Origin of the sequence: Pandoraea aquatica (genome assembly GCF_902459565.1) — a bacterium.
In the GTDB taxonomy this organism is placed as follows: Bacteria; Pseudomonadota; Gammaproteobacteria; order Burkholderiales; family Burkholderiaceae; genus Pandoraea; species Pandoraea aquatica.
This window is the reverse complement of sequence record NZ_CABPSN010000001.1, coordinates 68,728-81,919: the sequence shown is the minus strand read 5'-3', so window position 1 is coordinate 81,919 and position 13,192 is coordinate 68,728. Positions and strand designations below refer to the sequence as shown.

Genomic DNA, 13,192 nt, shown 5'->3' with positions numbered 1-13,192 from the left:
CAGGTATCAGTAGCTCTTGCGTTTGAAAATGGACGACAACCAGACGACGAACACCATCAGGAAGACCAGCGACGTGGCGACAGCGGCCAATGTCGGTGTGACGGCCAGCTGGATGTCGTCCCACATCTGCTTGGGCAGCGTGGTGTTGATCCCACCGGACACGAAGATGGCAATCGTCAGGTCATCGAACGACACGATGAAAGCGAACAGGAACGCCGAGCCGAGGCTTGCCGCGAGCAATGGCAACAACACGGTGCGCACGCGGGTGAAGGCCGACGCGCCGAGCATCTTGGCCGCATCGTCAAGCCGCCAGTCGAAGCGCTTGAAGCTCGCCGACAAGGTGACGACCACGTACGGAATCGCCAGCACGGTGTGACCGATGACGAGGCCCGCATTGGTGCCCGCCAGTTCCCACCGCGCAAACAGATACAGCAGACCGACGGCGACGACGATGCGCGGCACGATCAGCGGTGCGATGAACACGGCGAACAACGGCTTGCGCCAGCGCGACGGCAACCGGACGAGCGCCAGACTCGCCCCGAAACCGAGCACGAGCGCGAGCGCAGCCGTCGCGAAGCCCACGCCCAGCGAGCGCCACAACGCCGCTTGCCAGACACTTGATTCGAGAAACGCCACGAACCACTTGAAGGTGAAAAGCTCCGGCGGGAACGACACGAACGATTGCTTCGTGAACGCCAGCGGCACAACGAACACAATCGGCAGCACCAGCGCGAGCACGACTGCCCATGTATAGGCCTTCAGACCCAGACCGCCCCCTGCCTGCTCGCCGCCGCGCGAGAACGACAGCTTGCCCGCGAGACGTCCGACGGCCATCAGCACCGGCAGCATGCGGCCGCCCGCCCCTGCGCGTCGTTCCGGCGCTTCTCCGGCCAGCGACGACAGGCCGACCACACGGTCGTACACGAAGAACACGACGATGGAGCACAGCAGCAGGACCGTCGACAGTGCGCCCGCAAACCGCAGGTCGAACAACTCCAGCACAGACGAGATGACCAGTTGCGCCACCATCGATTCGCGTGGCGAGCCAAGCAGCGCCGGCACGATAAAGAAGCCGAGACTGGTGATGAAAACGAGCAACCCGGCGGCCGCCGCGCCCGGTCCGGACAACGGCAGAAACACCGTGAAGAACCCCGTCGAGCGGTCCGCGCCGAGCGTTTGCGCCGCCTGTACGAGTTGCATGTTGATGCCGCGCATGATCGGCAGCATGGTCATGACCGCGAGCGGCAGCATCGCGTGCACCATGCCGATCAGCACGCCCGTCATCGACGGTGCGAGCGTGTCCGCACTGTCGAGCAGGCCGAGGTGCGTGGCGAGCGTCGTGAGCAGGCCCGTCTTGGAGAGCAGCAACATCCAGGCGTAGGTCTTGACGAGATAACTCGTCCAGAACGGCAGCACGATCCACAACAGCCAGCGCTCACGCGAACGTGCCGACAGCCGGGCCAGCAAATACGCCACCGGATAGCCCAGCAGCACCGACAACGCGGCCGTCAGAAACGCGATCCAGAAGGTCGAGCCAAGCACCTTGATATAGACGGCCGAGTGCGTCATGCGCGCGAATTGCGCGACGGACAGCACGCCGTCGCCATCGTAAAGGCCGCCTTGCAAGATCTCGACGACCGGCACGATGAAGAACACAGCGAGGAACAGCAACGCGGGCAGCGCCGGCAACCACCGGGCCAGATGTTTCGGCCAGGCAATACGGGCCCCCGCCTGAGGCAGGCGTTGAACAAGCCACATGGCAAATACTCCTGAAGCGGATGACTTGGGCGAAAGAAGACTCAGCGCGTGAGCAATGTGGCGCGGCCGTGATCCCACGCGAGCCCGACGCGCTCGCCCACGCGTGGCGTCAGCTCACGCGGGCAACGCACGGTGAAATGCGCACGCTCGGCATCGGTGGCGTCGGCAGCGGAGGCCGATTCACCGCCCTGCCCCAGCGAGACGATCGCGCGCGTGTCGGAGCCGAGAAAGACCACTTCGCGAATCGTGCCGGCGAGCGCACCGTCTTCCGGCGTGGTCAGTCGTGCCGCTTCCGGGCGTACGAGCAGGCTCGCCGCACCGGCCGCAGGCAAATCGGGACTCGGGCCAATGGGCACCAGACGATCACCCACGCGAAGCGCAACGCGCCCGTCCGCCAGACGTTCCACCACGCCGTCGAGCAGATTCGAATGTCCGAGGAAGTCGGCGGCAAAGCGCGTGGCCGGACGGTCGTACAACTGCGCCGGTGTGCCAATCTGTTCGATGCGCGCCTGGTTCATCAGACAGATGCGGTCCGACAGCGTCAGCGCCTCGTCCTGATCGTGCGTCACGTAGATGAACGTCGCACCCAGCTCCTGATGCAGACGCCGGATCTCGAGCTGCATGTGCTCGCGCAACTTCTTGTCGAGCGCACCGAGCGGCTCGTCGAGCAGGATGATCGACGGACGAAACGCGAAGCAGCGTGCCAGCGCGATACGTTGCTGCTGACCGCCCGACAACTCCGACGGCAGGCGTTGTGCGAACGCCTGCATTTTCACCATGGCGAGCGCCGAGTCGACCGCCGGGCCGAGTTCGGCGCGCGGCAGCTTGCGCATGCGCAAGCCATACGCCACGTTCTCCCAGACCGTCATGTGCGGAAAGAGCGCATAGCTCTGGAACACCATCCCGATGCCACGTTTGCCCGGTGCGTCGTGCGTGGCGTCGCGCCCGTCGATGAGCAACTGGCCAGCGCTCGGCTCGACCAGCCCCGAGATCATTTGCAGCAGCGTGGTCTTGCCCGAGCCCGAAGGCCCGAGCAACGTGAGAAATTCCCCTGCCGCGACGCGCAGATCCGTCGGCAGAAGCGCGGGAGTCTCGCGGTACGTCTTGGCAAGACCGATGGTTTCCAGTTTGGTGCTCATATTCGTGCTCATCCTGCTCCGGTATTCGCAACGCCTAACAACACGACAACATTCACAACACTTGCATCGACGCTTACGACAGCAGCCAGGCGTTGAAACGCTCGGTGGCCTTCGTACGGTTCTCGGCCCACCACTGCGGGCTCGGCAGACGCATGCCCTTGAGGTTGGCCGGTGCGGTCGGCAGCAGCGGCGCGCGTTCCTTGGGAATGCCGTCGAATGCCTTGAGGTTGGTCGGACCGTACGCGAGGTCCTGCGTGATCAGTGCCTGTCGGGCCGGGTCGCCGCAGAAGCGCACGAACTGCTTCGCGAACTCGGCGCGCGGCGTGCCCTTCGGAATCCCCCACCCTTCGATGGAATACAGCCCCTGATTCCAGACGATCTTCACCGGTGCCTTGTTGTCGATCGCCGCCTGCGCACGTCCGTTCCACGTCGACATCATGTCGACATCGCCGCTCTGGATGGCCTGCATGGCCTGTGCCCCCGAGGTCCACCAGAGGTTGATGTGCGGCTTGATCTTGTCGAGCGACTTGAACGCGCGGTCGAGATCGAGCGGATACAGCTTGTCGATGGGCACGCCGTCCGCCATAAGCGCCTGTTCCAGCGTGTCGAGCGGGCTGCGGCGCAGCGAACGGCGACCCGGGAAACGCTTCACGTCCCAGAAGTCGGCCCACGTCTGCGGCGTTTCCTTCTGGAACTTGTCGGTGCGATACGCCAGCACGGTCGAGTAGACGTCGACACCCAGCCAGTCGGCCGTCACGGCCTCGGGCATGATGCCGGGGAAGTCGGAAGCCTTCATGCCGACCGGCTCGAGAAAGCCCTTCGATTCGAGATACGGAATGTCGGCCGACAGCGTGAGCGTGGTCACGTCCCACACGAAGTTCTTCGTCTGCACCATGGCCGCGAACTGCGCCACCGGTTGCGAATCGCGCGCCACGCTCACGACCTTGATGCCGGTCGCCTTCTCGAACGGGTCGTAGAACGCCCGGCGATATGCGGCGGTGTACGGGCCACCCGGATCGGAGACGATCAACTGCTTGGCCTGAGCGAACGCCGAGTGCGACGTCAGCATCGGCACCGAGCCGGCCAATGCGGTGACACCGGCCATTTGAAGCAGGCGGCGGCGGGACGGATTTTGCGGGTCGTGCGAGTAAGACATAAAGAACTCCGCTTGTGCGATGGACAGACGCTGCACGCCTGCCCTGTGTGGGTTGCCGCCCGTCGCGCCGTTGTGACGATGTGTTCGCAGGCAGCGACGGGGGTCACGCTTGAGTCGATGGCGACCTCTTGCGGATCGGCCGGGGTGAGCGCGTCAGGCCTTTGCCGTTTCGGCCTTCGCGGCACGCTTGGCAAAGAACGCGGCCATCATGCGTGCCGGCTCGCCCGACTCGTACGACTCGCGCTGAATGCGCATGCCGGCTTCGATGGCGTCCTGGAACGTGCCTTCGGTCATTTCGCGGAAGCGTTGCTTGTCCAGACGCATCGCCACCGGCGGCTTCTCTGCGAGTTCCGTCGCGATTTCCAGCGCCTTTTCGAATACTTTGTCTTCCGGCACGAGGTGATGGATCAGGCCAAGACGATGGCTCTCGTCGGCATCCATCAGACGGCCCGTCAGCGTCAGCTCGATCGTGCGCGACAGCCCCAGCATGTGATTCATGATCCACGGGCCGGTCGTGCTCGCGATACCGGCATTGATTTCCGGCTGGCCCATGCGCACGCCCGGGTGGCCAACACGAATGTCGCCCAGCAGCGAGACCTGGAAGGCCGAGCCTGCGGCCGTGCCGTTGAGCGCCATCACCAGCGGCTTCTTCAGGCTGCGAATCACGTCGTAGTAATGCTCCCAGCCCTTGATCCACTCGATGGCGGTGTCGCCGTCGAAGTGCTTGGCTTCGGCCAGATCCTGACCGGCCGAGAACGCACGACCGGCACCGGTCATGATCACGGCCGCCACGTTGTCGTCGGCATTGAAACGCTGGAGCGCATCGATGATCAGTTCACGCATGGCGATGGTCCAGGCGTTAAGCGCCTGCGGACGATTCAAGGTGATCACGGCCACCTTGCCAACCTGCGTGAAGAGAACTTCCTGCTCCGTTTGCTTTGCTGTCTCGCTCATTTGAACTCCAAGGGCACCGACGCGTGGACATCACGCGTGCATTGAGATGGCGACAATGCGATCAACGCATTTATCGCTAAACAGTTATCTCAGTGCAATAACTGTTATCTGAAAGCAATATAGTTATTCCAAAAAAATGGTGCAAGCGGAATCGTTTCAGGGTTTACCTCAGGCGGTTGCACCTGGGGTCATAGGCAGGAGGTGCTGTGGGTGACCTGTCAACGTTGACAGTTGTTGAGCGCTGGCTGTGAGCCGCAATCTGGCGATGCCGGACCATTGCTACGGACAAGCGCGCAAAACCGTGGGGCTTTTCATCGGAGGACGCCATGACGACCGAAAGCGATCGCAAGACAAAAAACCAAACCAGTTCGACAGTGCTGTGGACCGAGTCACTGATTTACCAGGTCACCGCGAAGCCGATGCCGAAGACCAGCTTCATGTGGGGAGAGATGTTCGTGTTTGGGCCAACTTACGGTGCCGACCGCGGCATTCTCATTGAAGCGCGTACGCCTAAGCTCGTGCTTAAGCCCACATCAACCAGCGTCTCCCTCGACAAAGCCTGTGCATTGACTTATGCCCCCCCCGGAGATTCGTTAGCCGACGGCGATCTGACGTTCGACCCTCCCTCCGGGGTGGCAAGAACACTGACCGCAGAGGGTCTCGAATGGACCGTGAGTGCAAACGCCGACATTTCGGCTTTTCCATTTGAGATTGGCTTCGACTGCGCTCCGTGGAAGGTGGGACCTACGGCATACGGCATTGCACACTCCACCGCCTTCGAACTCCGCGCGCTACCGATGCCCAATACATGTATGCGCGACGACGTCTTCGTTTTCGGCCCGACCTATGATCTCGACGGATCCGTGCGCGGGATCATTATCGAAGCCAGGGACTCGCTCAACGGCATGCCGATACCGCGTATCCCCTGCGGCATTGGCGAGGTATATCCAGATACTGCGGTGGTCGAAGGCGCGCTGCAATTGCCGCTCGGTGTGACCGTACTCACAGACGCCGAAGGGCGAGCGGAAATCCCGATCAGATATGTAACTAATAAGCCTCTTTATCCGCTGAGTGAATTCACAATCATCGGCAATGAGACTGCCACGCGATACCCGATGGAGTGCAGGCGTAAGAATCATGCACTCGGCCCCGCTAACGACGACGATAACGCTAAGTCGCTGGATCGAAAACACCGGCGTGCCATTCGCCCGCATGCAACTGCAATGGACCTAGGCAACAGCTGGCGCGGATGATGTAGAGGACGAAATGAACGATCCCTCAGCCAACATCGCCATTGCCCCTCCCGCCCTCCCCAAGGGTGGCGGCGCGATTCAGAGCATCGGCAATACACTGGGCACTGTAGGCGTGACCGGTGCGGCGACGCTTTCCGTCGCGCTGCCGGTCTCGGCTGGCCGGGGCTTCGCGCCGTCGCTTGCGCTTGCCTACAGCAGCCAGTCAGGCAAATCTGCATTCGGTCAGGGCTGGCAGATGGTCGTGCCGCATTTCGCGCGTCGTACCGGCAAGGGCACGCCGGTGTTCGACGACACCGACGACATCCTCGGCCCCGGCGGCGAGGTGCTGGTGCCCGAGATCGACCGCAGCGGGCAACCCGTCACCCATCCGATGAGCGAATTCCGTGGCGTCGAACTTGCGCAGCGCTACACCGTCACGCGCTACTTCGCCCGAGTGCTCAGCAGCGCTGAGCGTATCGAGTTCTGGCACGGCGATGACGATGGCGAGCAGTTCTGGGTCGTCCACGACGATGGCGGTGCCGTTCACATCTACGGCAAGCTGACGCGCACCGAAGCCCCGGGCATCGCACCGAACGATACCCCTCGCATTGCGCAATGGTGGCTTGACGAGTCCGTCGCACCCAATGGCGAGCAGATGCCCGCGATGCCCGGTCTGAACGATGGCGAGCAATATCAACTCGTCGACCTGTACGGTGACGGCATGGCCGGTGTCCTGCACCGTGCAGCCGGCGCGTGGTATTACCGCGAACCGATACGCGCCGATACCGCACACGCAAACGACGTGAGTTTCGGTCCGCCCGTCGCGCTGCCACAGGTGCCGCCCTCACGTTGGCCATCAGCGGAGGACGGCGCGCTCCGGCAAACGCTGACGGATTTCACCGGCGACGGACGGCTCGACTGGCTCGTCGTGCAGCCCGGATTCGCGGGTTATTTCACGCTTGCGCCGGACCGCACGTGGTCGAACTTCATTCCCTTCGCGGCGTTCCCGACCGAGTTCACCCATCTGAACGGACAACTCGCCGATCTGATGGGTGAAGGTCTGCAAGATTTTGCGATGATCGGGCCGCGCAGCGTGCGTCTGTACGCCAATCGTCGCGAGGATGGATTCGCGCCGCCCGTCGACGTCGCTCAGGACTCGCCCCTGCCCGGCTTGGCGGATGCCCGCAGCGAGCTTGTAGCGTTCGCAGATTTCCTCGGATGCGGTCAGCCGCAACTCGTACGTATCCGTCACAGTGAAGTGACGCTGTGGCCCAATCTCGGTCACGGCCGCTTCGGCTCACCGCGCCTCTTCGCCAAACTGCCGTACAAGGCAACGGACTTCGACGCCGCACGCGTACGGCTCGCCGACCTCGACGGCTCTGGCGCAGTCGACTTCATCTACCTGTACCCCACCCAGATCGAGATCCTCCACAACGCCGGCGGCAACGGCTGGGCAAGACCGTTTCGCGTGCCATGGCCGGAGGGTGTGATGTACGACCCGACGTGCGAAGTCACCTTCGCCGACCTGAACGGCCTCGGCTGCGCGAGCCTCGTCCTCACGGTGCCACATATGACGCCACGCCACTGGCGCTGCGACTTCGTGACGGACGTCAAACCCTATCTGCTCGAAGCGACGGACAACAACATGGGCCTGTCGAGCACCCTTCGCTACCGCAGTTCTGCGCAGGAATGGCTCGACGAGAAGCATGCGCTTCAAGCACAGGGCCTGCCAGCGGTCAGCGGCATTCCGTTCGCGCTGCATCTTGTCGCGCAGCAAACGCAGCTCGATCAGATCACCGGTAACGCGCTGTGCCAGCAATTCCAATACCGCCACGGTTATTACGACCCACATGAGCGGGAACTGCGCGGCTTCGGATTGCTGCTGCAAAGCGATGCCGAGATGCCACCGGACGGTTTGCCGCCCGAGGACGGGTTCACCGCGCCGGTGCAGACGCGGACCTGGCATCACGTCGGGCGTGACACCGAACCGAACTCCGACCCCGGCTTCGACACCAGTGATCCGGACGCTCTGCCGCTCCGCCCCGTCCTGCGATGCGCATTCGCACCGGACACGAACACCGATACGCCGTCCGACGATTGGGACGACGACACCGCGCGCGACATGGCCCGCGCGTTGAGCGGGTCGGTGCGGCGCGTCGAAACCTTCGGGCTGGACGATGCAAGTCGGCCGCCGTATGCCGTCGCACAGACCCGCTATCTGGTACGCGTCATGCAACCGCGCAGTGCGCACGCCCGATACGCCGTCGTCCGGCCGTTGACTGTCGAGTCCCGTACTCATCGCTATGAACGCCAGCCGTCCGATCCGCAGTGTGACCACGTCATCGGATTGCGCTGGAATGCAATGGGCTTACCGCTGCTCGCCGCGCAGGTGCACTATGCCCGTCGCAACGGCCCACCGCCTTTCGACGCGGAAGACGTCTGGCAGATCAAATGGTGGGAAGACGCCCACGACGACGCCCAGCGCACGACGTACGTCACGCAGACTCAACAGACGTGGCGCGCGGTCGATCACGACGACCGGTGGCATCCCGCATTGCCCGCGCGCACTCGTGCCGACGCTATCGCGTTCCACGACCTCAGTCTGGATCCGGCAAAAATCCATTACGAAGCGTTCATTGCGACGGACGGACCGTTGAACGGCGGTGACGAACGCGCGCTGGTCGCGATGTCCGAAAACCATTACCCGCTGGAAGACCCCAGCGAGTGGCTTGCGCTCGCCGGTCTCGTCGAGTATCAGGAGCACGCCGAACTCGACGACCTCGCGCTGCTTGCCTATGAAGATGTCCTCGCCGCCACCGAACTCGAAAGCGAACTGGAAGCCGCCGGTTATCACCGCATGACGCCGTTTCTTCCCGACACGCCGATGACACTCTGGTCGGTCCATCGGGAGTGCTTCATCTATGACGGGCTGGACGCCTTCTACCTGCCGAGCGCGTGGCGTGCGGCGCGCTCGCTTGGCGACACAGCCGTCGAGTACGACGCCTATCGGTGCGCGCCGAAGCGCGTCATCGCGCCGGACGGCTGCGCCACGCAGGCCACACTCGACTATCGCGCGATGCAACCGGCGCACATTGTCGACCCCAATGGGAACAGTCAGGAGATGCGATACGACGGCCTCGGACGTCCTGTGGCGAGCAGCTTTCATGGCACCGTCGACGGGGAACCCGCCGGATTCATGCCGTTATCCGACTACGTGCGAGAGTTCGACTCGCCGGACGACGCGCTCGCCGAGCCAGAGTCCGCACTGCAAGACGTGGCCAGCGCGTGGTTTTTCGATGCGCTGGCATGGATGGGGAGCGTGGAAGAAAGCTCGCGGTCGTCGTTAAGCAGTTGGGTCGAGCGCCGCTGGGTTATGCCGGATGGGCGCGTCAGGTCCAGCGGACGTCTTGCGGCTCATGCAGCACTCGCCTCGCGAGCCGTGGATGGCACCTCTGCAAGCGAACACGCATCGACGGACGCCACCCCCGCCATGTCGAACGACGTCGCGCAAACGTTGCTCGGTGCCACGCGGCGGCCACCGCACGGTCTGCAATTGCAGGCCGACCGTTATCCGAACGATCCGAAACGTCAGATCCGCATACAAATCGTCGATTCCGACGGCTTCGGTCGCGTGCTGCAAGAGAAGCAACTCGTTCCGCCGGGCGACGCTTATGAAGTTCAGGACGACGGCACGCTCGCCCTCGATGACGAGGGCCGGCCCGTCGTGTCGCCCGCCGATCCGCGCTGGCGTGTGAGCGAGCGCGTCGAGTACAACAACAAGGGGCTGACGGTGCGCGTGTACCGGCCCTACTTCGCGAGTACGCACCGGTACGTCAACGACACGGCATTGCGCGAATCGGGCTACTGCGACCGCCAGTATTACGATCCGCTGGGCCGTCCCACGGTGACGCTGACAGCCCACGGCTATATGCGTCGCGAAACTTACTGGCCGTGGCACACGGTATCGGAAGACGAGAACGATACGGCGCATGAACTCGATGCAACGTCGGACGGGGTCGGGTGAAGGAAGACACAATGCCATGAACACTGCTCAGGCCATCCTCCACGCCAATACGCCGTCAGTCTCGTGCGTCGACGCCCGAGGCCTCGCCCTGCGCACCATCGAGTACTTGCGCAGAACGACGCGAGACGACGCCACGCGTCTCGTCACGCATCAGACCGTGAGCGTAGGCGGACGTATCGCGTCACAACAGGATCCGCGACTTTGGCAGATGGCAAACGACGGCGAGACAGATGTGCCGCCCAATCAGGCGTCATGGCACAGCCTGTCCGGGAGTGCAGTGCGCACGCAGAGCGTCGATGCCGGTTGGCGGCTGAGCCTCTTCGACGATGCCGGCCTGCCCCGCCACCAGTGGGACGCGCGCGGCACGCATGAGCGTGCCGAACATGCCCCCCTCGGGCGGCTGTCTGCCGTGTTCGAACAGACAACCGGCGAGACCACCGAACGTTGTGCCGAGCGCCTGACTTACGGCGGACCTGAAGGTGCCAGTTCGAACGCCTGTGGACAGCGCACGCGTCATGACGATCCCGCCGGCACACTGACCTTCGCCAGTTTTTCGCTAGACGGACAGCCGTTGGCCGAGACACGACGCTTCCTGCTTGAAGCCGACGCGCCGGACTGGCCACCCTCCGTCCCCGAGCGCGACGCACTGCTCGAGACCGCCAACTGGACGACCGCATGGGCGTATGACGCGCTCGGCACGACGCTGCGTCAGACCGACGCACGCGGCAACGTTTCGACGCAAACACTGACGCTGTCGGGTGAGTTGGCAAGCGTCGCGCTGCAATTGGCGGGAGATGCCAGCGAACAGATCGTCGTTCGGGATCTCGTCTACGACGCGACGGGCCGGTTGTGCCAACAGTTGGCGGGCAACGGCGTGCTCAGCAAACGCGTCTATAGCGAAGCGGACGGACGACTCGTCAGTCTGCATTCACGAAAAGCGGATGGCACCGGTTTGCAGGCGCTGGTCTACGACTATGACCCCGCCGGGAATGTCGTTCGCGTCGAGGATATGAACGTCGAAGCGCGCTTTCACCGTCACCGTCGAACCGATGGCGTGATCACGTACGCGTACGACACGCTCTCGCGACTCGCCTCGGCGACTGGCCGGGAAAGCGATCGCCCCAGCCATGGCCCGGGTCTGCCCGATCCCGGAGACGAGACGCAACTCATGCCGTATGTGCGGGAATACGAATACGACGACGGCGACAACCTGACGAAGATGCATCACACGGGCGCGCGGTCGTTTACGAGCACGATGGATGTCGCCCCCCGCAGCAACCGCGCGCTACAACGCATCGAAGACACCGCGCCGCCGGACTTCGACGCCAGTTTCGACGCGAACGGCAACTTGCAAACCCTTGCGCCCGGACAAGCGATGCAATGGACCACGCGCAACCAGTTGTGCCGCGTGACGCAGATCACGCGTACATCGGACACGCCGGGCACGGCGAACGAGGACGACGATGAACGTTACGTCTATGACGGCGGCGGACAACGCGTACGCAAGATCACGCGACGACTGGCGCAGCGGGTCACGCATACGGCCGAGGTCCGGTACTTGCCGGGGCTCGAGCACCGCACCGATACGGCGACCGGCACCACGCTGGATGTCGTATCGATCTCGGGAGGCATGACGGCAGTTCGTTTGCTGCATTGGGAAAGCGACGCGCCCGAGGGCATCGACAACGATAGCCTGCGCTACCGGCTCGACGATCATCTTGGAAGCGGGGTTTGTGAGGTGGATGCCGACGCGAACGTCACCAGTCGCGAGGGCTTTTATCCGTTCGGCGGCACCGCGTGGCAGGCGAGCCGTCATGCCGTGGAAGTGAAGTACCGGGTGCTGCGTTATGCCGGACGTGAGCGAGACGCCACCGGGCTCTACTACTACGGCTTCCGATATTTAGCGCCGTGGCTGCATCGCTGGATCAACCCCGACCCTGCGGGGGATATCGATGGGCTGAACGTGTTTGCCCTGGTCAGCAACAACCCGATCACGATGACCGACCGGGAGGGATTGAGCGGCGAAGCGTTCAGCGGCGCGCAGGTGGCCGCGTATATGCTCGCTGCTTTCCTGGTCGGCGTGATTGCCACCGTGGCGTTTTTCCGTTCCAAGGGGAAAGCACGCGATAACGACTCTCCGAAACGTCCATCTCCGGATATGCCCAACGCCGCGTCCAGCGCCGGGGAATCCGGAGCAAGCGGCCAACAAAGCCGCGTGAACGCCCTGGCATCCACGCATCAAAGTGGAATCGTCGACACACCGCCATCGAGACGCAAGCGTCTCGACAGTGAATCGTCCCTGTCGCAGTTCGAACGCGACAACCTGCGGGGCTCCATCCGCAGCATCGCCAGTCAGTCCAGTATCGGCTCTCACAGCAGCCTTCAATCTACCGATCTCAGTATCGGCTTCGAAACGGACACGTCTAGCCGCAGCGCAATGTCGGGGCACAGTTACAGGAAGGCTGCCGCAGCAGCCGCAGGAGCCGCCCCCGCCTCAAAGAAGCGTCCCCGGCCATCGCAACCTACGCCGATTCCAGAAGAGCAGGATCGCCCAAAGACACCGCCGGGCAGCCTATGGCATATCGTCGAATCTCCAAAATTCATCAAGCAGCGGAGCCCCAAAAAGAAGGATAAAACTCCGGAAACCGCGCAGAAGAACATCGAAGCGATCATGAAGAAGTTGCTGACTGGCGACACGCCCGGCAAACGAGAGAACGTCAAAGGGATCATTCCCGGGCACGACAGTTTCTATTCCGAGGACGTCATCGGACTGACCAACAAGGGCCGTGGTGTGCAGCGACTCATCTACACGCGAGACCACGCGTCGAAGCAAGTGCTGGTTCACGGTATTGGCGACTATCACAAGGAGCGCGGCGGAATGAAGCCCCCTAAATGGTGGTGACCGTGATGGGGGAACAAATCGAATCGA

The 13,192-nt window shown here is 63.2% G+C and carries 7 protein-coding genes; 3 read left to right on the top strand and 4 right to left on the bottom strand.

Annotated features, from left to right (window positions below; genetic code table 11):
- Positions 1–6 precede the first annotated feature (6 nt).
- From PAQ31011_RS00315 to PAQ31011_RS00300, 4 genes are all read right to left on the bottom strand, one after another.
- Positions 7–1,758 (bottom strand): ABC transporter permease subunit, encoded by a 1,752-nt coding sequence (locus PAQ31011_RS00315; RefSeq protein ID WP_150573964.1) that lies wholly within the window; start codon positions 1,756–1,758, stop codon positions 7–9.
- A gap of 41 nt (positions 1,759–1,799) precedes the next feature.
- Entirely contained in the window at positions 1,800–2,897 is a 1,098-nt protein-coding gene (locus PAQ31011_RS00310; RefSeq protein WP_150573963.1) for an ABC transporter ATP-binding protein, read from the bottom strand.
- Positions 2,898–2,970: 73 nt separating this feature from the next.
- The gene (locus PAQ31011_RS00305; RefSeq protein ID WP_150573962.1) at positions 2,971–4,053 is read right to left on the bottom strand and encodes an ABC transporter substrate-binding protein; all 1,083 of its coding nucleotides are present in this window, start codon (positions 4,051–4,053) and stop codon (positions 2,971–2,973) included.
- A 153-nt stretch (positions 4,054–4,206) separates the two neighbouring features.
- Positions 4,207–5,007 (bottom strand): enoyl-CoA hydratase/isomerase family protein, encoded by an 801-nt coding sequence (locus PAQ31011_RS00300; protein WP_150573961.1) that lies wholly within the window; start codon positions 5,005–5,007, stop codon positions 4,207–4,209.
- 326 nt (positions 5,008–5,333) lie between these two features.
- Between PAQ31011_RS00300 and PAQ31011_RS00295 the strand changes: the two genes are divergently transcribed.
- The 3 genes from PAQ31011_RS00295 to PAQ31011_RS00285 are packed head-to-tail and all read left to right on the top strand — an operon-like array spanning position 5,334 to position 13,165.
- On the top strand, positions 5,334–6,260 hold the full coding sequence (locus PAQ31011_RS00295) for a hypothetical protein (protein ID WP_150573960.1): 927 nt from the start codon (positions 5,334–5,336) through the stop codon (positions 6,258–6,260).
- A gap of 13 nt (positions 6,261–6,273) precedes the next feature.
- The gene (locus PAQ31011_RS00290; protein ID WP_150573959.1) at positions 6,274–10,263 is read left to right on the top strand and encodes a SpvB/TcaC N-terminal domain-containing protein; all 3,990 of its coding nucleotides are present in this window, start codon (positions 6,274–6,276) and stop codon (positions 10,261–10,263) included.
- A 16-nt stretch (positions 10,264–10,279) separates the two neighbouring features.
- Positions 10,280–13,165 (top strand): RHS repeat-associated core domain-containing protein, encoded by a 2,886-nt coding sequence (locus PAQ31011_RS00285; protein WP_174989834.1) that lies wholly within the window; start codon positions 10,280–10,282, stop codon positions 13,163–13,165.
- Positions 13,166–13,192 lie beyond the last annotated feature (27 nt).

Excerpts from the sequence above, each read along its gene's own strand:
- PAQ31011_RS00315 (WP_150573964.1), bottom strand. The coding sequence starts at position 1,758 with ATGTGGCTTGTTCAACGCCTGCCTCAGGCGGGGGCCCGTATTGCCTGG.
- PAQ31011_RS00310 (WP_150573963.1), bottom strand. The coding sequence starts at position 2,897 with ATGAGCACCAAACTGGAAACCATCGGTCTTGCCAAGACGTACCGCGAG.
- PAQ31011_RS00305 (WP_150573962.1), bottom strand. The coding sequence starts at position 4,053 with ATGTCTTACTCGCACGACCCGCAAAATCCGTCCCGCCGCCGCCTGCTT.
- PAQ31011_RS00300 (WP_150573961.1), bottom strand. The coding sequence starts at position 5,007 with ATGAGCGAGACAGCAAAGCAAACGGAGCAGGAAGTTCTCTTCACGCAG.
- PAQ31011_RS00295 (WP_150573960.1), top strand. The coding sequence starts at position 5,334 with ATGACGACCGAAAGCGATCGCAAGACAAAAAACCAAACCAGTTCGACA.
- PAQ31011_RS00290 (WP_150573959.1), top strand. The coding sequence starts at position 6,274 with ATGAACGATCCCTCAGCCAACATCGCCATTGCCCCTCCCGCCCTCCCC.
- PAQ31011_RS00285 (WP_174989834.1), top strand. The coding sequence starts at position 10,280 with ATGAACACTGCTCAGGCCATCCTCCACGCCAATACGCCGTCAGTCTCG.